The following is a 19982-nucleotide window of genomic DNA, read 5'->3' as shown; positions in this document are numbered from 1 at the left end:
GCTATGTGCTCAGATGTTCATCGATCCATTCCTTCGGTTGCGGGTCCGCTTCTAACCGAAGCGGACCGCCGGAGCAAGTCAGGCGCCTTTCGTGCAGACCGGGGTGATCTGGAAGATCTGGTTCCAGTTCTTGCCGGTCACGAAAATCCGGCGCGCCGCACTGTCCCAGGCGATGCCGTTGAGCACCGCATCGACGCCGACCCCGCCTGCCTGCTCGTGCAGACCGGAAAGATCGAGCCAGGACACGACCTTGCCGGTCTTCGGATCGATGCGGGCGATGCGGTCCGTCATCCAGACATTGGCCCAGATCTGGCCATCGATCCATTCGAGTTCGTTGAGATTCTCCACCGGCTTGCCCTCGGCAGTGACGGCGAGGGTGCCGGTCTGGCGCATCGTCGCGGGATCGCGCAGGCGCAGGCTGGCGGAGCCGTCGCTCTGGTAGATGGTTTCGCCGTTGCGGGTCATAGCCCAGCCTTCGCCTTCGTAGCGGAAGGTCCCCAGCAGCTTGAGCGTTGCGCGGTCCCAGCGATAGCCCACGCCCTCGCGCCAGGTGAGGCTGATGAGCTGGTCCTTCCAGTCCACCAGTCCTTCGCCGAAGACGGAAGGGTCGACTTGGGCCTCGCGCACCGGATCGAGCGTTTCCAGCTTGCGCACGACGATGCGGGAATCGCCCTTCTGGCCGGTGCTCTCGTAGAGCAGTCCCTTGTCGAACAGCAGGCCTTCGGTGAAGGCGCCGGTGTCGTGCGGGAATGCATTGTCGATGCGATAGGTGCAGACCGGAACGTCCTTCGCCTGAGCGGCGGGCACGGCCGCGATGAGAGACAGGACGGCGGCAAGCACGATGCGGGCGGGAGAATGCATGGCGGTGCAGGTGCCGCAAGGTGGCGGTGGCCGCAAGAGGGGAAGGGATGCCGTCGTTCCGGACTGAACGGAACGACGGCCTTATTCATCAATCCCCGTGCTTCCTTTCGCGCCGGGATTCCACCATGCCGGGGGCGATGAAGCCGATGGGCGTCACTTCCATGGCGCGCTTCTTCAGCTCGCCCTTCATGCGCTCGTATTCGGCTTCCATTTCCTCGGTCACGGTGGCGCGGCTGTCTTCGAGGGCATCGTCGAAGTCCTCGCGGCGGACCTGTTCCACTTCGGCGCCGCGCTTGCGAATGGCGGTGAGACCGGCACGGCGCACCACGTCCTCCAGATCGGCGCCGGTGAAGCGCTCGGTCCGCGCGGCGACGTCGTGGAGGGAAACGTCATCGGCAAGCGGCATCTTGGCGGTGTGGATGCCGAGGATGTGCTCGCGACCGGCTTCGTCCGCGGTGCCGACATAGACCAGTTCGTCGAAGCGGCCCGGACGCAGCAGCGCCGGATCGACGAGGGCAGGGCGGTTGGTCGCGCCGATCAGCACGACCGACTGCAATTCCTCCATCCCGTCCATCTCGGCGAGGATCGTGTTGACCACGCGCGAGGTGACTTGCGGCTCGCCGCCACCCCCGCCCATGCCGCGCGCGGGGACGAGGCTGTCGATCTCGTCGATGAAGATCACGCAGGGCGCGACCTGACGGGCGCGGGCGAAGAGGCGAGCGATCTGCTGCTCGCTCTCGCCGTACCACTTGCTGAGCAGGTCGGACGACTTGATCGAGATGAAGTTCGCCTCGGCCTCCTTGGCGACGGCCTTGGCCAGCAGCGTCTTGCCGGTGCCGGGCGGGCCGTAGAGCAGGAAGCCCTTGGCCGAGCGGATGCCCAGTTTGTGGAAGGCTTCCGGGTTCTTCAGCGGCAGTTCCACGCCTTCCTTCAGCTTGAGCTGCGCCTGGTCGAGGCCGCCGATATCGGCCCAGCCGATGTTCGGCACCTGCACCATGACTTCGCGCATGGCCGAAGGCTGGACGCGCTTGAGCGCGGCCACGAAGTCCTCGCGGTAGACCTGAAGATTGTCGAGCACTTCAGCGGGGATCGTGCGCGCCTCAAGGTCGAGCTTGGGCATGATGCGGCGCACCGCCTCGATCGCGGCTTCGCGGGCGAGCGCGGCAAGATCGGCGCCGACGAAGCCGTGGGTGGTGCGCGCCAGTTCGTTAAGGTCCACCCGCTCGCTCAGCGGCATGCCGCGCGTGTGGATGCCCAGAATCTCGCGGCGACCGGCCTCGTCCGGCACCCCGATCACGATCTCGCGGTCGAAGCGGCCGGGACGGCGCAGCGCCTCGTCGATGGCGTCGGGCCGGTTGGTGGCGGCGATCACGACGACATGGGCGCGGCTATCGATGCCGTCCATCAGGGTGAGCAGCTGCGCGACGAGGCGCTTCTCCGCCTCGCCGTGGACCTGGCTGCGCTTGGGGGCGATCGAGTCGATCTCGTCGATGAAGACGATTGCGGGCGCGGCCTTGGTGGCTTCCTCGAAGACCTCGCGCAGGGCCTTTTCGCTCTCGCCATAGCCCGAACCCATGATTTCGGGTCCGTTGATGGTGAAGAAGTTGGCCTCGCTCTCGTTGGCGACGGCCTGCGCCAGACGGGTCTTGCCGGTGCCCGGCGGACCATGCAGCAGCACGCCCTTGGGCGGGGCGACGCCGAGGCGGGTGAAAAGCTCGGGATAGCGCAGCGGCAGTTCCACCATCTCGCGCAGCTGGCGGATGGTGTCGCTCATGCCGCCGACGTCGTCGTAGTTGACGTCGCCGCGGGCATCGTGGGCTTCCTCGAAGACCTCGCGCAGTTCCACTTCGGTATTCTCGTCGATGTGGACGATGCCGCGCGGGGTGGTGGAAACGACGTTGAGGCGGATTTGCGTCAGTGCATAGGCGGGCGCGTTGAACATGCGGCGCAGCTGCGGGGGAATGTCCGCGACCTGCTGCTGGCCGGTGGTGGCGACGAGATCGCCCTGCACCATCGGGCGCTGGAAGAAGTTGCGCTTCAGCGCGGCCGAGGGGCCTTGCAGGCGCATGTCCTTCTGCGCGGGGGCGAAGACGACGCGCTGCGCCGGGCGCGATTCGGCCTTGCGTACCACGACGTGGTCGCCCGAGCCGACTTCGGCATTGCCGCGCTGGAGGCCGTCTAGGCGGATGACCTGGAGGCCTTCGTCCTCGTCATAGGCGAGCACGGCGCGGGCGACAGTGGCGGCCTTGCCGGTGATTTCGAGTACATCGCCTTCCATCGCGCCGATTTCCGAGAGCGAGGCGCGCGAGAGGCGGGCAATTCCCTGGCCGCTTTCTTCCTGACGCGCGGCTGCGACCTGCAGCTTCACCGTCCGTTCGTCGGCCTGGGGTGGGGCGTCAGCCATGGGTGTCCTTTCCATCCTCCCGATTCCGACATCGCGCCGGTTCGCGCGGGCCGTCCGGGATGTGGACAGGAACTAGGTACGGCCCTCCCGGATTTCAAACCAACCCGCGACCGCTCCGGATGTTTCCGATGGAACTGTTTGAGAACAGCGTTCTCAAAATAGCAAAAAGAAGGCCCGGAAGTTTCCAACCGGGCCGTGAAAGTTTTGGGAGAGGATGCCTGAAAGGCACTGTCTTTATGACCCTGACTCGGTTTTTGTGCAAGTGCGAAATGACCGAAACGCAGTTGCGAAACGTGCAAGCAATGTTGCGTGACGTGTAACTACGCGGTGTAATGGGATATGAATCCATATAAAACAGCTATTTGATAATCGAACTAAGCCTCATGTCCCGCTTGACGCAATCGTCAGGGCGATCGGGATGAACGACCAAGTGCAATCGTTACCTGTTGCGGACGCGAAATTTGCTTGTCTAGCTAAGTATCGGAAAGGGAAGCTTCCCTGCCGCCGTAGAACCAAAGCGAAGGGCGCCGGTGCATGACACCGACGCCCTTGCCGAGATTCGACCTTTTCAACTGGTTCAGTGCGAGAACAGCACCGCCGGTGCACTGGCTTCCGACAGGAAATAGGCAGTGACGCCGCCGAACAGGAATTCGCGCAGGCGGCTCTTGCCGTAGGCGCCCATCACCAGCAGTTCCGCGTGGTTCTGGTTTACTGCGAGCGCCAGGGTTTCCTCCGTGGAGCCGCGCCTTTCGAATTCCTCGTATTCGGCATGGATGCCGTTGCGGGACAAGTAGCGCAGGGCGTCGGTCGTCGGGAAACCGCCGGATTTCTCGATCACGGTCACCAGCTTCACAACCTGGCAGCTTTGCAGCAGCGGCACGGCGGCCTTGAGCGCGCCCGCGGCCTGCTCGCCCCCGTCCCAGGCGATCACGGCGCGGCGGATCGGCAGGGAAAGCGTGCGGCCTTCCGGCAGGGCGAGCACCGGGGCGCGGGCGACCATGGCCAGTTGCCCGGCCATTCCGCTGGAGCGCGAGACCACCACCAGGTCGGACAGCCGCGCCGCGCCGGCGAGGGCGGGCACCGGATCCTGCTCGCTGCGTACGATGTCGAAGGCGACGTCTCCGCGGGTCAGGCGGGCCTCGATGGCTTCGGCTGCGGCGTCGTCCTCGCCCCGGGCCCTGTCCAGCGCTTCGGAGATCACGTAGCTGCCGCCCATCGGGTCCATCGCGATATAGCGCGAGACCGGGGTATCGACGAGCACGGTGATGTGTCCGTTCAGATGACGGGCCAGTTCGAGCGCGGCATCGATGCGGGCTTCGCTGTCGGGCTTGCGGTCGGCGTTCACGAGTATCGAGCGCATGGTATTTCTCCCGTTGATGCGGGATAGCCTATCGCACGGTCATGGAATTGCCATGACGAAGATCAAATTTCCCAGGGTTTCTCCATGACCAAGCGCTTCTCTATGGAAAGAAGGGCGGCGCGTTCAAACAGGTCGAGAATGAGCGGGTCCTGTTCGCGGGTGCGGACGGCGGCTTCGAAATGAACTTTCTGCTTCGGCCGCGGGAGCACTTCGGCAAGGGTGCCGCGCGCCAGTTCGTCGAGCACCATCGTCTCGGGCAAGACGGCCGCGCCTTCACCGCGCGCGACGATCTCGATCAGCATGCGCACGTTGTTGCAGGTGTTGAGCGCGCGCGGTGTGATCCGGTGCTGGTCCAGCGTCGTCAGGGTGACGCCGTGGAGCGGCGAGTGATCGGGCAGCGACCAGACGGGGAGCGATTCCGCGAAACCGCCCGCAGAGGCAACGGCAGGGCTGGCCGCCCAGACCAGCTCCACCGCACCGATCGGTGCGGTGCGCAGACCGGGGCTGGTGACGGGACCGGCCAGGAACACGATGTCGCGGGTGCCGGAGAGGAGCTGCTGGAGCAGGCGGGCGGTGAGGTCGAGTTCGATCTCCAGAGTTACGCCGGGGCGCTCGCGTTCGATGGTGCCGATGAAATCGGGCAAGCAGGTGGCGGCGGCGATCTCGCCCGAGCCGATGCGCACGGTGCCGCTCGCTCCGGCGAAGTCGCTGGCGCCCAGCAGGACCCGTTCCAGTCCCTGCCGCAGCGGCTCGCAATCCTGCACGAGGCGGCGGCCGCGCGCGGTCAGCACCATGCGCCGCCCATCGCGCTGGAACAGCGGCACGCCGAGTTGCTCCTCGATCTCGCGCACCCGGGCCGAGATGGCGGGTTGCGTGGTATTGAGTCTTTGTGCCGCACCTGCGAACGTGCCGAGCCGATCGATCCACATCAGCGTTTCGAGGTGAAAAAGGGCGATACGTTTCATAATATCGACTTATCGATTTTGATAAAAAACAATCGCTATTCGTAATGGGATGGGCTGTCTAGGTTTCCTTCCAGATGGGAGAACAGCATGAACAAGATCTACCCCAGCGCCGATGATGCGCTGGACGGACTGCTGAAGGATGGCCTGGTGATCGCCGCCGGCGGCTTCGGCCTTTGCGGCATCCCCGAACGTCTACTGGACGCGGTGCGCGATTCGGGTGTGAAGAACCTGACCTTCGCCTCCAACAACGCCGGTATCGACAACGAAGGTATCGGCAAGCTGCTGCGGACCAAGCAGGTTTCGAAGATGATCTCGTCCTATGTGGGCGAGAACAAGGAGTTCGAACGCCAATTCCTCTCGGGCGAACTGGAAGTCGAATTCTGCCCGCAAGGTACGCTGGCCGAGCGCATGCGCGCGGGCGGCGCCGGCATTCCCGGTTTCTACACCAAGACCGGCGTCGGCACCCAGATCGCCGAGGGCAAGGAAGTGAAAGTCTTCCGCGGCGAGGAATATATCCTTGAGGAAGGCATTTTCGCTGACCTGTCGCTGGTGAAGGCGTGGAAGGCGGACGAGAGCGGCAATGTCGTGTTCCGCAAGACCGCGCGCAACTTCAACGTGCCCGCCGCCACTTGCGGCAAGGTCTGCGTGGTCGAAGTGGAGGAGATCGTCCCCACCGGCTCGCTCGACCCGGACTGCATCCACTTGCCCGGCGTCTTCGTCCAGCGCCTGGTGCTGGGCGCGCCTTACGACAAGAAGATCGAATTCACGACGACCCGCGAGAGGGAGACCGCCTGATGTCCTGGAATCGCGATGAAATGGCCGCCCGCGCGGCGAAGGAGCTTCAGGACGGGTTCTACGTGAACCTCGGCATCGGCATCCCGACGCTGGTGGCGAACCATGTGCCCAGCGGCATGACGGTGACGCTCCAGTCGGAAAACGGCATGCTCGGCATCGGGCCGTTCCCTTACGCGGATGAAGTCGACGCCGATCTCATCAACGCCGGCAAGCAGACGGTGAGCGAACTGCCGCAGTCGGCCTATTTCGACAGTGCCACCAGCTTCGGCATGATCCGCGGCGGGCATATCGACCTGGCCGTGCTGGGCGCGATGGAGATTGCCGAGAACGGCGACATCGCCAACTGGATGATCCCCGGCAAGATGATCAAGGGCATGGGCGGCGCGATGGACCTCGTCGCCGGTGTGAAGAAGATCATCGTCGTCATGGAGCACAATGCCAAGAACGGCGATCCCAAGTTCATCCCGGCCTGCACTCTGCCGCTGACCGGCAAGAACGTGGTCGACATGATCGTCACCGACCTTGCCGTGTTCCAGCGTCCCGACCACCAGAGCCCGTTCAAGCTGATCGAACTGGCTCCGGGCGTGACGGCCGAGGACGTCGCCGCTAAGACCACGGCGCACTACATAACCTGATGCCCGCCAAGGAGAGTTCCGGATGGCTTACACCTTGATCACCGCCAATCGGAACTACTCCAGCTGGTCGCTCAGGCCATGGGTGCTGATGAAGGCGCTCGGCATCGATTTCACCGATCGGATCGAGCCCTTCACGGCGCCTGCCAATTACGACGCGTTTCGCAGCTTCTCGCCCACCGGCCAGGTCCCCGCCCTGCTCGACGGGGAGCGGACGGTTTGGGATTCGCTGGGCATCACGCTCTATCTGGCCGACCGGCACCCCGGCATCTGGCCCGCTGACGAAGCCGCCCGCGCCTTTACGCAATGCGCCGTGGCCGAGATGCACGGCGGCTTCTCCGCCTTGCGCAACGATTGCACGATGAACGTCGGCACGCGCGTGCGGCCCAGAGCCATGCGCCCGGAACTAGTACGCGACGTCGCCCGCCTGCGCGAGATCTTCGGCGAGGGCCTGTCCCGCTTCGGCGGCCCCTGGCTGGCGGGTGAAACGTTCACCGCGATCGATGCCTTCTTCGCCCCCGTCGCTTTCCGCATCCGTACCTATGGCCTCGATCTGGGCACCTGTCAGGTCTGGGTCGATACCGTGCTCGACCATCCGGCGATGAAGCAGTGGGAAGCCGAAGCGCTGGCCGAGACCTGGCGCGAGGAAGGCCACGAGGCGGAACTCGCCGAATGCGGCGACGTGATCGCTGACTACCGCACGCAGGGCTGAACGGGCGCCTTGTCCGCATCGACCCTGTGATCGAATTCTGAACGGAGAGACTCCAGATGACCGATATCGCCGCCATTCCCCTGACCCGCATCGACGGCAGCGCCGACACGCTTGCCAATCACGAGGGCAAGGTGCTGCTCGTGGTCAACGTCGCCTCCAAGTGCGGCCTTACCCCGCAGTATGAAGGCCTCGAAAAGCTCTACGAGGACTACAAGGCCAAGGGTTTCGAAGTGCTGGGCTTTCCGGCCAACGACTTCGGCGCGCAGGAACCCGGCACCGACGAGGAAATCGTCGAGTTCTGCCAGCTCAACTACGGCGTCTCGTTCCCGCTCTTCACCAAGGCCGACGTGACCGGCGAGGCCAAGCAGCCGCTCTATGCCGCGCTGACCGATGCCATTCCCACCAAGCAGGGCGACGTGGACGGCATGAAGGAGCGCTTCAAGGGCTACGGCATGACCCCCAACGACGATCCCGAAGTGCTGTGGAACTTCGAGAAGTTCCTGATCGCTCGTGACGGCGCTGTCGTCGGCCGCTTTGCCCCCGGCACCGCCCCGCAGGACGCCCTGCTGGTCGATGCGATCGAGGCCGAACTGGCCAAGTAACGTACTCGCGCCAGCTCCGGGACGAGACGCGTCTCGCTCCGGAGCTGGCTCAGTTCCCCACCAGCACGAACGGCGCCCATGTCGCCGGATGGGCGCTGCCCGGCACTTTGGTGTCGCGCAGCACTTCCACTTGCGCGCGGCGTAGCGCTTCTGCGCGGCTGGTCCGGCCATGCGCGGCCTCCACCGTGCGCAAGGTTAGGCGGCTGGCGACGTCGTCGCGCACCGGCCAGTGCGAGAGCAGCAAGGCCCGTGCGCCCGCTGAAACGAAGGCCCGGGCGAGGCCGGAATAAGTCGGCGCATTCTCGCTTTCTCCTGCGCTGGTATCGCAGGCAGAGAGGATCACCCAGTCGGCATCGAGCTTGAGCTGTGCCACTTCCGAGGCAGTGAGCAGGCCGTCCTCGCCGTCGGTCGTGTCGGTGGGCGGCGTCAGCACCAGCGCAGGCTCGACGAGGTTGCGATAGGCGCCGCCGACGAGGCCGTGGGTGGCGAAGGCTATGACCCCGGCCCTCGAAAGCGGTGCGGCCTTCACCGCGGCTTCGGTAGCCTGCGCGCCCATGTAGAGGTGCCGCTCGCCGGGCACGTTCCTCGCCATGGCCTGCAATTCCCGCTCGGCACCGGGCAGCGGAGGGAGCTGAGCGGGATCGACTGCCGGAAGCGCGCCCGAGAGGTTTTCCGCGAGGGCGGGCGCCGACAGGATTGGTGCGCCGATCCCGGCAAACCCGTGGGGACGGCTGCGGTGCCTTCCCCCCTCGGCAAGCGAGGCGGCACTGACCAGCGTGCTCACCGCATGGCGGCGCACCAGCCAGGCGGTGTTGCGCAGGGCCTGCGGATCGGCGTCGTCACCTTCCGGCGGCGCCGTTACCAGTGTGCCGAAGGGCAGCGAGGCGAGCATTCCGGACGTCAGGATCGCAAGGTCGCGGCTTCCGCGCAGAGCTTGGGCGATTGGTGCGGGAAACAGCAGTTGATAGAGGCGCCAGGCGGTCCGGCGGTCGAAGGCGGCGGTGCCGTCGGTGAGTACCCCGTTCTCTATCGAGGCGCGCAGCTTGCGCTGGAGGTCGGAGAAACGGCGTGAGGCTATCGGCGTTTCGGAAGCCACCACCTTGTCGCGGGTGACGGCCATGACCACGAGGCCGTCGGCATCCTGTCCATAGAGTACCAGCGCCTGACCGCGTCCGAGCCTTGCCTGGGCGGCGGCGAGCGTGGACGGTTCGAAGGAGGTTAGCGAGGCGTAGCCGGGGACCAGTTTGCCGATCCGGTCGTCCAGCGCGCGCAATTGCTGTTCGGCGGCGGCGATGGCTTGTGTCGTTCCGCTTTCGGAGGCGGTTTCGCTGTGATCGAGACCGACTTCGCGGTCCTGTCGCTTGCGCAGTTCGCGCAGTTCGGCGGCGGCGGAGAGATAGGTGCGGATCGCTTCGTCGGCCTCCGGACCGTAGCGGTCGTGGATGGCGTCAACCGAGGTGAAGGCGGTCTGGAGATCGCCCATGCCCGCCATCTGCAGGGCGTCGAAGGCGGTTTCCCCATCTCCGGCGGAAATCGCGATCCGGGCTTCCAGGACGAACGTCGCGGCGGCCTGGTCGCGCAGGCGGATAGTGCCGGTGGCGGCTGTGGTGCGGTCCAGAAGATGGTCGCGCAGTCCCTTCATCGTCGGTTTCAGCGAGGCCAGCGCGGCGGCGGGATCGCTCCGCCGCGCGTCGATCGCGGCGCGCAGGGCCAGTCCGGCGACGCGGTCGAGGTTGGTCGGCAGGGCGCGGCGGGCATAGGCCGCGTTCACATGATCGAGCAGGGCCTGCGCGGCGTCGATGTCCCCGGTGCTGATGAGCATCTTGGCGAGGCTGAGTTCGGCGCGCAGCACTTCGGGATCGTCGGGTGAGGAGGCAATGCGCCGGGCCATCGCGAGCGCCTTGCGGTAGAGCGCGAGGGCGCGGTCGGTCTGCCCATCGTCGCGGACGATGCGGGCGATCTGGCCGAACACGTTGGCGCCGGACATCGGCTGGGCCGAGGGCGGCAGGGCCTCGAAGATCTTCGCGGACCGTTCGTAAAAGGCCAGCGCTTCCTCCGAGAACCCCGCCAGGTCGAGCGCATAGGCGACGGCGTTGAGCGAATAGCCGAGGTCGCGTTCGTCGGGGTTGCTCCGGGTCATGCGGAGGTCCAGCGCGCGGCGCAGGATCGGCGTGGCCTGGGCGTAGAGTCCGGCGTCGTTGAGCGCTGCGCCCAGGGCATTGAGTGCAGCCAGGGTCAGGCGGTGATCCTGGCCCAGGTACGCGTCGGCCCAGGTCGCGGCGGCGCGGGCGGCCTCCACGGCGGACGTCGAATCGCCGGCTTGAATCTGGAGGGTGCTGAGCGTGATGCCGTAGACGACCGGCGATTCGAAGTTCCGGCCGGTACGGGTTGCGGCGGCGCGGGCGATTCCCACTGCCTGGCGGATGCGCGGGATGGCCTCCAGCGGCAATCCGCGCCGGTAGTCGATCAGCGCGAGGCCGTAGAGCGCGGCGGCATATTCGCTGCTGTCCTTTCCGGCGATGGTTTCGCTGAGATCGAGCGCGCGCAGCTTGTAGGTGCGGGCCTCCTCCAGCCTGCCGAGGCTGGAGAGGGCGGAACCGATATTGTTGACGATATCGGCACGGCGCGGCGTCATCGGCTCGCTTCGCGCGGCCATGTCCGCATCGAACTTGCGGAAGGCGGCGAGCGCCTCCTCGTAGCGGCCCAACCAGAACAGCGCTTCGCCGCGCGTGGCTTCGGCCAGGAGCATGTCGAGCGGAGCGACTTTGCCGGATTTGCGCGCGCGGGCCAGCGCGGCATCGATCCGGGTCAGCGCGGCCTTGGGGTCGCCGGAGGTGTCGTAGTCCGCAAGCGCCCGAATCTCCTGTGCCGGAGAGTCAGGTGCGGGACGGCTTGCCGCTTGCGCAGCCGTACCAGGCTCCGGCCCGAATCCTGCCACGAGTCCTGCCGCCAGACAGGCCCAAAGCCGCATCTTCATCTGTGCCCCCGGCCGGGCATCGACGTCATGGGCGAATCCCGCGTCGAGTCCGGCTACCCGATATTCAAGCGCAGGAATCCGCGCGCGGGGCAAGTACCGAATTGTTCTTCCGGATCAAGCGCCTCTTTATCGGGTATGGCCGATCAGCAGGCCCCGGAGTCTTACTCTCAGCCCTCGCCGGTGGCGACCGGGCGGGCGGGATCGGCGATCCATTCGCTCCACGATCCGGGATAGAGGCGCGGCTGGGGCAGGCCCGCGACCGCCATGGCCAGGGCATTGTGGCAGGCCGTCACGCCCGAGCCGCAGGAGAGCACGGCGGGGCTCTCCCCGAGCAGGGCGGTAAAGTCCGCGGCAAGTTCGGGGGCAGAGCGGAAGCGGCCGTCCGGGCCGAGATTGTCGCGGAAGAAGCGGTTGCGTGCACCGGGGACATGGCCCGCCACCGGGTCGATGGGATTGGGATCGCCGCGAAAGCGCGAGGGATCGCGGGCGTCCAGCACTTGCGCTTCGCGGCTGTCGATATTGGCGAGAACCTGCCGGGCATTGACCGGCACGGGCACGAGCGTCTCACCGGCCGTGAAGTCGCCGGGGGCGGTGGGCGAGGGATCGCCGGTCTCCATCGGCAGGCCTGCCTGCGCCCAGGCCTGCTTGCCGCCGTCGAGAACCGCTATCTCGGCGTGCCCCGCCCAGCGCAGCAGCCACCAGGCGCGCGCTGCCCAGGCGCCGCCGCTCGAATCGCAGGCGACGACCTGCTGCCCGCGCTTCAGCCCCTGCGCGCGCAGCCAGGCGGCGAAGGCGACCTGGGCGGGAAGCGGATGGCGACCATTGGTCCCGTCCGACGGCCCGGCGAGATCCTCGTCCAGATGGGCATAGCGTGCGCCCGGCAGGTGTCCGGCACGATAGGTTTCGCGTCCCTTGTCCGGCGCGCCCAGTTCGAAGTCGCAGTCGAGGATCAGGACGTCCTCTCCGGCGGCGAGGAGGTCGTGAAGCTGGGGCACGGAAATCAGGGTCTGGTATGCCATGGGTCTGCCTTGGAGAATGGGCTGATGCAGTTACGGGCCGGAAGGTTTCCTGTCGATGCTGCCCGTCTCAATTCGTGCCCCGATCGGCGTCCTCACGTGAAAAGCCGGAACGAAAACGGGCCGGGCTTCCGCTGGGGAAACCCGGCCCGCTTCAAGGCCTTTCGCCGAACCCGAGGATCAGGCGAGGGCTGCCTTCAGGGCATCAGCAAGGTCGGTGCGTTCCCAGGGGAACAGGTCGCCTTCCGGCTTGCGACCAAAGTGGCCGTAAGCGGCGGTCGGGCCGTAGATCGGCTTGTTGAGGCCGAGACCGGTGCGGATGCCGCGCGGGGTCAGGCCGCCGAGCGCATCGGCTGCGACCTTGGTGATGGCCACTTCGAGCGCGGCATCGCTGGCGGTGCCGGTGCCGTGGGTGTCGACGTAGAGCGAGAGCGGCTCGGACACGCCGATCGCATAGGCGATCTGGATCGTGCAGCGCTTGGCGAGACCGGCCGCGACGACGTTCTTGGCGAGGTAGCGGGTGACGTAGGCCGCCGAACGGTCGACCTTGGTCGGGTCCTTGCCCGAGAACGCGCCGCCGCCGTGCGGAGCCGCGCCGCCGTAGGTGTCGACGATGATCTTGCGGCCGGTGAGACCGGCATCGCCGTCAGGGCCGCCGATTTCGAACTTGCCGGTCGGATTGATGTGGAACTTGGTGTTTTCGGTGACGAAGCCGGCGGGCAGGATCTCGCCCACGGCCTTCTTCACATAGGCCTTCAGTTCCGCGTCCTGGGCGCCTTCGTGGTAACCGGCCTTGTGCTGGGTCGAGACGACCACGGCGGTCGCTTCCACCGGCACGCCGTCCTTGAAGCGCAGGGTCACCTGGCTCTTGGCGTCGGGCTCCAGGAACGGGGCCGCGCCCGAATGACGGTCGGCGGCGAGGCGTTCGAGGATCTTGTGGCTGTAGTCGAGCGTGGCCGGCATGAGGTCCGGCGTCTCGTCGCAGGCGAAACCGAACATGATGCCCTGGTCGCCGGCGCCTTCGTCCTTGTTGCCGGCCGAGTCCACGCCCTGCGCGATGTCCGCGCTCTGCGGGTGCAGGTGGTTTTCGAACAGCAGGTCCTGCCAGTGGAAGCCGGCCTGTTCGTAGCCGATGCGCTTCACGGTCTCACGGACGATGTGCTGGATTTCCTCCTGCGCGCCGTCTTCCCAGTGACCGTCCTTGTCGATCATGCCCTTGCCGCGCACTTCGCCCGCGAGAACGACGCGCTGGGTGGTGGTCAGGGTCTCGCAGGCGACGCGGGCTTCCGGGTCCTTCGAGAGGAAGAGGTCGACGATGGCGTCGGAAATCTGGTCCGAAACCTTGTCGGGATGGCCTTCCGAGACGCTCTCGGAGGTGAAGACATAGTCATTTCGCATCGTGACACCACATATAAAGAAATCTTTATGTGGGTAAGGGTCTAGCGACCGCGACGGCGGAGCGCAATAACGGAAAGCGCAACAATCCAGAAAGCCACGGCAAGTGCCAGCGGCAGCAGGTTTCCGAAAATTGCGAAAGGCGTGGCTTCGCGGGGCGGGGGGATGCGCCCGTCGAGCCTTCCAGACTGGTGCCAGGGCACATGGGCGCGCACCAGTCCGTCGGCGTCGATCACCGCGCTGATCCCGGTGGTGGTGGAGCGCATGACGGGAAGGCCTTCCTCGATCGCGCGCAGCCGTGCCTGGGCCAGATGCTGCGGGGGGCCCCATCGTCCGAACCAGCCGTCGTTGGAGGGATTGAAGATGTAGTCCGGCCGCACGTGCGGATCGACGACCTGCCCGCTGAAGATGATCTCGTAGCAGATCTGCACGCCGACCTTGCCCCAGCGGCCCATGTCGAAGCTGCGCGGGCCGGGGCCGGGCCAGAAGTCCATCGCGCCGGGCACGAGACGGGTGGCGCCGAGCGGTTCGAGCAGCCAGCGCAGCGCGAGATATTCGCCGTAAGGCACGAGATGCGCCTTGGAATAGCTGGCGAGGAGATTGCCATCGCCGTCGATCATCGAGACCGAATTGCGCGCGGCGATTCCCTCTTCATCCTTGAGCACAAGGTCGACCGCGCCGGTCATCAGCACGGCATAGGGGCCGATCACCCGGCCGATGCGCTCGCGGGCGAGCACCGGATCGCCCGCATACGTGTACATTCGGTAGAGGAACGGCGGATAGCCGTCGCGGATATAGTCGCCCAGCCCCGATTCCGGCCAGAACACCACGCGGGTCTCTCCCGGCGAGCGGGGGAGGGACAGCTTGGCCAGCTTGACGAAGTTGCCTTCGTAATAGCGCGGGTCGTCGATAAATTCCTGCCGGATGTCGGGCTGGACCAGAGTGTAGCGAACCGCGCCTTCGCTGCGGGCGGCCCAGCGGTCGGGCAGGATCATCAGCGCGGCGAGGGCGGCGAAGGCGGCGAGGGCAGGCAGCGGCCAGATCCAGCGTGCGAAACCGGCGGAAGCGCGGGACAGGCGCCAGAACAGGCCAGGGAGGCAGGCGATCAGGACCAGCAGTCCGGAAAGGCCGTAAGTCCCGATCCAGGGCACGGCCATGGCGAGACCCTGGCTCTGATATCCGCCGAGCAGGGCGATGCCGAGCGGGTTCCAGGCAAAGCCGGTGAAGACCCAGGCGCGCAGCCATTCGCTGACGATCCAGGCCGGTGCGAAGGCGAGGGCGAGGAGGAGGAAGGCGCCCGGTCCCGAGCGTTTTCCGGACCCATCGAGCCGCAGCACGAGCCAGCCGCCCAGCGCGGCGAGGCCGGTATAGATCGCGAGATAGAGCGAGAGCAGGAACACTGCAATCATGCCCAGCCACGCGGGCATCGAGGCCTGATAGGTGAAGGCGGTGGCGATCCAGTTGTTGCCGAGCGTGAAGTGCCCGAGGCCGAAGCACCAGCCGATCAGGAAGGCGCGACGCCAACCGGGAGCACGCACCACGAGTTCGGCCAGCACCGCCACGCCGAGCAGGGTGAGCGGCCAGAACGCCAGCGGCTGGAAACCGCAGGCCGCCGCGGCGCCTGCGAGAATCGCGGCGAGACCGGCCGCAAGGCGCGGGCGGCGTTCGAGAAAGTCCAGTGCGGGTTTCAGGGGCCGGGCCTCGTGCCGAAGGGGATCAATAGCGCCGCTATGGAGGGGCAAGGCGGGGGGAGGCAAGCGAAGTTCGTCGCCGTCGCGCTTTGGGTGTTGGAAAGCGGTAGGCTTTTTCCATGAAAACGACCCACGCCCTGCCTTCCGGCGAGACGTGGGTCGTTTTCATTCGGGATGCCCTGAGGTTCTGGCGAACCCCGGTGCCATCTTAGGAGTTGACCGTTTCCAGCGGGCTCTCGCCGCTTTCATCGGCGGCAGCCTTGCGGGTGCGGCGGCGACGCGGCTTTTCCTCGGTCGCCTCGGCTTCCCCAACGGCCTGTTCAGCCGGCTTTTCGGCGGCCTTCTCGGCAGCGGCCTTGGCGGCGCGGGGTGCCCGCTTGGCCGGGGCGGCGGCGATCGCCGGGGGCAGCGTGGCCGGATCGAGGTTGGCAGCCGGTTCGGCTTCTGCGGCCGGAGCCTCGCCGTCGGCGTTCTCGCCCTCTTCCTCGTCGCGGCGGCGGCGCGGCTTGCGCTGCTTCAATCCGCGCGAGGCGCGGTTGTCACGGACGAAGGGATTTTCCGCAGGCTCGTAGACGGTCGTCTCGCCTTCGGCCGGTGCTTCGTTGCCGGGAGCGGCGACGGCGGTTTCTTCCTCGACAGCTTCGACGCGCGGTGCGCGCTCTTCGCGGCGGAAGTCTTCGCGTCGTGCGTCTTCACGGCGCGAGTCTTCGCGACGGGGAGAATCCTCACGGCGCGGTTGACGCTCCTGGCGCTGTTCCTGCCGATCCTGACGGTCGTAATTGCGTTCCTGGCGCTCAGGACGTTCCTGACGTTCAGGACGTTCTTGCCGCTCGGGGCGTTCCTGACGCTCCGGGACGGGCGAATCGTAGTCGCCGTAGTCGTCGGCCGTGTAGTCGTCGCCATATTCGGGCGAACGATCGTCACGGCGCGGCTGGCGCGATTCTTCCTGACGCTGCTTCTGGTCGGCAATGACGCGGAAGTAATGATCGGCGAACTGGAGGTAATATTCCTCCTGCACGCGATCACCATTCAAGTGCGCATCATGGGCCAGCTTCTTGTACTTCTCCAGCATCTGCGGCGCATTGCCACGAGCCCTGCTGTCGATCCGGTTGATTTGCTGACCGCCCTGCTGGCGATTGTTACCGCGACCACGCCGACGGTTATTACCACGATTATTATTCAAGGATTATTTCCTCAAAACCCAGGGCATCGGCCTGTTCCCGTCGGGCCGATCTGCCACACGTCACATGATCACGGATCGCCCCCGAGTGCCGTGAACTCCACCGTTTGCCGTGCCGAGGCGCTAAAGGCCGCGACGATCTGCTAAGGTTGGAGGCGAGCCGCCCACATGGGAAATTCCATCCATGTGCCGGTTCACTGGTATTCTTAGGCATTCCGGGTCGGAATTCCAAGTGAAAACTTACGCGGCTGTTGAAAACTCCAGCACGCGCGGTCGATTTCCGAGGTCGTGGTGCAGGCGGCTGCAAAGCCCGGATTTCACGCCGATCGCCGCGACGGCTTCGGCCTGTTCATGGCCGATCTCCACCAGCGCGACGCCGCTGGGAGCCAGCAGGTCCGGCAATTGCGGTATCAGGACGCGGTAATCGTCGAGCCCCAGTTCGCCCGAATAGAGCGCGCTGGCGGGCTCGTAACCGGCCACCGAGCGGTCGAGCGTCAATGTGGTTTCTACGTAAGGGGGGTTGGCCAGAATCAGGTCGAACGGGCCGCCCAGCGTTTCGGCCCAGCCGGGGAGGTGCCAGTCGGCTGCCGCCATACGGGCACGGTTTGCAAGGCCCAGTGCTTCGGCATTGCCCGCCGCGACCGTCAAAGCGCCCGGTGAACTGTCGATGCCCACGCCGGTCGCCTCGGGCAGGTTGGCCAGTACCGCCAGCAGCAGGGCGCCGGAGCCGGTGCCGCAATCGAGCACGGTGCGGGCATTGGGGCGGGCCGCGAGCGCGGCTTCCACAAGCACTTCGGAATCGCCGCGCGGGATCAGGACATCGGGGCCGACCGCGAAAGGCATTCCGAAGAATTCCTGATGGCCGGTGATATAGGCGACGGGTTCATGCGCGGCGCGGCGCTCGACCAGCGGCGTGAAGCCGTCCGGCGCGGCGTCGCGCATGCGCGAAAGCAGCAGCGAGGAGCGCGAGCAGCCGAGTGCATGGGCCATCAGCACTTCGGCATCGAGTCTTGCGGTGTCGCTGGTCGCGGAAAGGTGCTCCGCCGCCGCGCGGATCGCCTCTCCGACCGTCCGGTCAGGCATCCATCGCGGCGAGGCGCTTGGCCTCGTCCTCGGCGAGCAGCGCGTCGACCATCTCGGCAAGGCCCGGGCCTTCGAGAATCTCGGGCAGGCGGTGCAGGGTCAGGTTGATGCGGTGGTCGGTCACGCGGCCTTGCGGGAAATTGTAGGTGCGGATGCGCTCCGAGCGGTCGCCCGAGCCGACCATGGCCTTGCGGGCCTCGGCCTCGGCACCGTGGGCCTCTTCGCGCATCTTCTCGTAGAGACGGGCGCGCAGGACCTGCATGGCCTTGGCCTTGTTCTTGTGCTGGCTGCGCTCGTCCTGGCAGATCACAACGAGGTTGCTTGGCAAGTGGGTGATGCGCACCGCCGAATCGGTGGTGTTGACGTGCTGGCCGCCCGCGCCCGAGGCGCGGAAGATGTCGATCTTGAGGTCCTTGTCCTCGATCTGCACATCGACTTCGCTCGGTTCCGGCAGCACCGCGACGGTCGCCGCCGACGTGTGGATGCGCCCGCCTGATTCGGTGACCGGCACGCGCTGCACGCGGTGGACGCCGCTTTCGAACTTGAGCTTGGCGAAGACGCCCGCGCCGTTCACGTTGGCGACGACTTCCTTGAAGCCGCCGAGGTCGTTGGCGTTGACGGAGATCATCTCGACCCGCCAGCCCTGTTCGGCGGCATAGCGCTCGTACATGCGATAGAGATCGGCGGCGAACAGGGCGGCTTCGTCACCGCCGGTTCCGGCGCGGATTTCCAGCATGGCCGGGCGCACGTCCGCCGCATCGCGCGGCAGCATGGCGATGGCGAGCTGGCGTTCCGCCTCGGGCAGTTCGGCCTTGAGGCGGAGCACTTCCTCCTCGGCCAGCGCGCGCATGTCGGGGTCGGGATCTTCGAGCGTCTGGAGCGATTCCAGTTCGCCGCGCATCGACACGACTTCGGCGGCGACGCGCGCTACCGGCTCCAGTTCCGCATAGTCGCGGCTGGCGGTGACGAAGGCGTCGCCTTCCAGCGTGCCCGAGGCCAGGCGCGCCTCAAGCTCGGAGAAACGCGCGGCGATCTGTGCAAGGCGAGTGCCGGAGATGCTCACGGATGGACCGACTGGAGAACCTGTTCGACCGCGAGGTATTCGGCGGTCGGTTCGGCCGCGCGCAGGTTTGCTGCGGGCGCGCCGTCCTTGGTGCCGAACGAGACGAGCACCTTGGCGCCCATCTTCACGGCCTTGTCGAAGCGCTTGCGGGCGCTGCCGGTGGCGACCATCTCGGCATCGAGGCCCTGGAAGCGCAGCGCGGTGATGACCTTCTGGGCATAGGCCAGCGCGGCATCGTCCTCGACCGCGAGAACCACGGTCAGCGGTTCTTCGGCGAGCGTACCGGCATCGGCGACGAGCATCGACAGACGCTCGATCCCCGCAGCCCAGCCCACGGCCGGAGTGGCGGGGCCACCGAGGCTTTCCATCAGCCCATCATAGCGGCCGCCGCCGAGCACGGTGCCCTGCGCGCCGAGGCGGGTAGTGACGAATTCGAAGGCGGTGTGGCGATAGTAGTCCAGTCCACGCACCAGCGAGGGCGCACGTTCGTAGGCGACACCGGCGGCATCGAGGCCCGCCGTCACCGCCGCGAAGAAGTCCTGCGCCTCGGCCGAGAGGAATTCGTCGATCTTCGGGGCATCGCCGACGAAGACCTTGTCGCGCGGGTCCTTGGAATCGAGGATGCGCAGCGGGTTGCGCTCCAGGCGGTCCTGCGAATCTTCCGAAAGCTCGGCTTTGTGGGCGCGGAAGTATTCGATCAGCGCGGCGCGCCAGGCATCGCGGCTTTCGGCATCGCCCAGCGTGTTGAGCTGGAGCGTCACGCCGTCCGCAATGCCCAGTTCCTTCAGCAGCTGGTCGGCCATGACCAGCAGTTCAACGTCGGCGATCGGTTCGGGCGAGCCGATCAGCTCGGCGTCGATCTGGTGGAACTGGCGATAGCGGCCCTTCTGCGGGCGCTCGTAGCGGAACAGCGGGCCGTGCGTCGCGACCTTGAGCGGGGCGAACTGCTTCCAGCCGTCGGTAAGGTAGGCGCGGGCAAGGCCGGCGGTGAATTCGGGGCGCAGGGTCAGCGATTCGCCGCCGCGATCCTCGAATGAGTACATTTCCTTGGAGACCACGTCGGTCGTCTCGCCGATCGAGCGCGAGAACACTTCGGTCTTCTCGAAGACCGGCATTTCCACGCGGCGGAAACGGTAGAGCTTGCGGACGCGCTCGAAGGTCTCGACGACATGGGCGAAAGCCTCGGCGTCTTTGCCGAAGATGTCCTGGGTTCCGCGAATGGCCTGTGGTGTGGTGCTCATAACGC

General features: G+C 66.4%; 16 protein-coding genes. 4 read left to right on the top strand and 12 right to left on the bottom strand.

Annotated elements, in window-relative coordinates; genetic code table 11:
• Nucleotides 1-78: 78 nt before the first annotated feature.
• The 4 genes from V7066_RS10620 to V7066_RS10605 all read right to left on the bottom strand — a co-directional run bounded on the left by V7066_RS10620 (nucleotide 79) and on the right by V7066_RS10605 (nucleotide 5590).
• Nucleotides 79-861, bottom strand: coding sequence for a glutaminyl-peptide cyclotransferase (locus V7066_RS10620; RefSeq protein ID WP_334183006.1), 783 nt, complete (start codon nucleotides 859-861; stop codon nucleotides 79-81).
• A gap of 88 nt (nucleotides 862-949) precedes the next feature.
• The gene (locus tag V7066_RS10615; protein ID WP_334183005.1) at nucleotides 950-3265 is read right to left on the bottom strand and encodes a CDC48 family AAA ATPase; all 2316 of its coding nucleotides are present in this window, start codon (nucleotides 3263-3265) and stop codon (nucleotides 950-952) included.
• 577 nt (nucleotides 3266-3842) lie between these two features.
• Complete coding sequence (locus V7066_RS10610) at nucleotides 3843-4625, bottom strand: universal stress protein (RefSeq protein WP_334183004.1); 783 nt, start codon at nucleotides 4623-4625, stop codon at nucleotides 3843-3845.
• Between the two features lie 62 nt (nucleotides 4626-4687).
• Entirely contained in the window at nucleotides 4688-5590 is a 903-nt protein-coding gene (locus tag V7066_RS10605; protein ID WP_334183003.1) for a LysR family transcriptional regulator, read from the bottom strand.
• An 87-nt stretch (nucleotides 5591-5677) separates the two neighbouring features.
• On the opposite strand from V7066_RS10605, the gene V7066_RS10600 reads away from it, so the two are divergent.
• The 4 genes from V7066_RS10600 to V7066_RS10585 are packed head-to-tail and all read left to right on the top strand — an operon-like array spanning nucleotide 5678 to nucleotide 8331.
• On the top strand, nucleotides 5678-6385 hold the full coding sequence (locus V7066_RS10600; protein WP_334183002.1) for a CoA transferase subunit A: 708 nt from the start codon (nucleotides 5678-5680) through the stop codon (nucleotides 6383-6385).
• Nucleotides 6385-7020, top strand: a complete 636-nt coding sequence (locus V7066_RS10595; protein ID WP_334183001.1) for a CoA transferase subunit B — start codon at nucleotides 6385-6387, stop codon at nucleotides 7018-7020. The genes V7066_RS10600 and V7066_RS10595 overlap by 1 nt, the downstream gene beginning before the upstream one ends.
• Nucleotides 7021-7042: 22 nt before the next feature.
• Nucleotides 7043-7729, top strand: a complete 687-nt coding sequence (locus tag V7066_RS10590) for a glutathione S-transferase family protein (protein ID WP_334183000.1) — start codon at nucleotides 7043-7045, stop codon at nucleotides 7727-7729.
• A gap of 56 nt (nucleotides 7730-7785) precedes the next feature.
• Nucleotides 7786-8331 (top strand): glutathione peroxidase, encoded by a 546-nt coding sequence (locus tag V7066_RS10585; RefSeq protein ID WP_334182999.1) that lies wholly within the window; start codon nucleotides 7786-7788, stop codon nucleotides 8329-8331.
• Between the two features lie 49 nt (nucleotides 8332-8380).
• On the opposite strand, the gene V7066_RS10580 is transcribed toward V7066_RS10585, so the two are convergent.
• From V7066_RS10580 to hisS, 8 genes are all read right to left on the bottom strand, one after another.
• Nucleotides 8381-11308: a CHAT domain-containing tetratricopeptide repeat protein gene (locus V7066_RS10580; protein WP_334182998.1), complete on the bottom strand. Its 2928-nt coding sequence runs from the start codon at nucleotides 11306-11308 to the stop codon at nucleotides 8381-8383.
• A 167-nt stretch (nucleotides 11309-11475) separates the two neighbouring features.
• Entirely contained in the window at nucleotides 11476-12327 is an 852-nt protein-coding gene (locus V7066_RS10575) for a sulfurtransferase (protein WP_334182997.1), read from the bottom strand.
• A 177-nt stretch (nucleotides 12328-12504) separates the two neighbouring features.
• Nucleotides 12505-13722: a methionine adenosyltransferase gene (gene metK, locus V7066_RS10570; RefSeq protein WP_334182996.1), complete on the bottom strand. Its 1218-nt coding sequence runs from the start codon at nucleotides 13720-13722 to the stop codon at nucleotides 12505-12507.
• A 41-nt stretch (nucleotides 13723-13763) separates the two neighbouring features.
• Entirely contained in the window at nucleotides 13764-15476 is a 1713-nt protein-coding gene (gene lnt, locus V7066_RS10565) for an apolipoprotein N-acyltransferase (RefSeq protein ID WP_442947320.1), read from the bottom strand.
• A 142-nt stretch (nucleotides 15477-15618) separates the two neighbouring features.
• Complete coding sequence (locus tag V7066_RS10560) at nucleotides 15619-16593, bottom strand: DUF4167 domain-containing protein (protein ID WP_334182995.1); 975 nt, start codon at nucleotides 16591-16593, stop codon at nucleotides 15619-15621.
• A 237-nt stretch (nucleotides 16594-16830) separates the two neighbouring features.
• Nucleotides 16831-17673 carry a peptide chain release factor N(5)-glutamine methyltransferase gene (gene prmC, locus V7066_RS10555; protein ID WP_334182994.1) on the bottom strand — a complete coding sequence of 281 codons (843 nt, stop codon included), beginning with the start codon at nucleotides 17671-17673 and terminating at the stop codon, nucleotides 16831-16833.
• Nucleotides 17666-18736, bottom strand: a complete 1071-nt coding sequence (gene prfA, locus V7066_RS10550) for a peptide chain release factor 1 (protein WP_334182993.1) — start codon at nucleotides 18734-18736, stop codon at nucleotides 17666-17668. The genes prmC and prfA overlap by 8 nt, the downstream gene beginning before the upstream one ends.
• Nucleotides 18733-19977, bottom strand: coding sequence for a histidine--tRNA ligase (gene hisS, locus V7066_RS10545; protein WP_334182992.1), 1245 nt, complete (start codon nucleotides 19975-19977; stop codon nucleotides 18733-18735). Before hisS ends, prfA begins: the two co-directional genes overlap by 4 nt.
• Nucleotides 19978-19982: the final 5 nt, after the last annotated feature.

The sequence above is a fragment of the Novosphingobium sp. genome, from assembly GCF_036820275.1.
Taxonomy (GTDB): Bacteria; Pseudomonadota; Alphaproteobacteria; order Sphingomonadales; family Sphingomonadaceae; genus Novosphingobium.
Note: the sequence above shows the minus strand (reverse complement) of the source record. Positions and strands in the feature narration are given on the sequence as shown.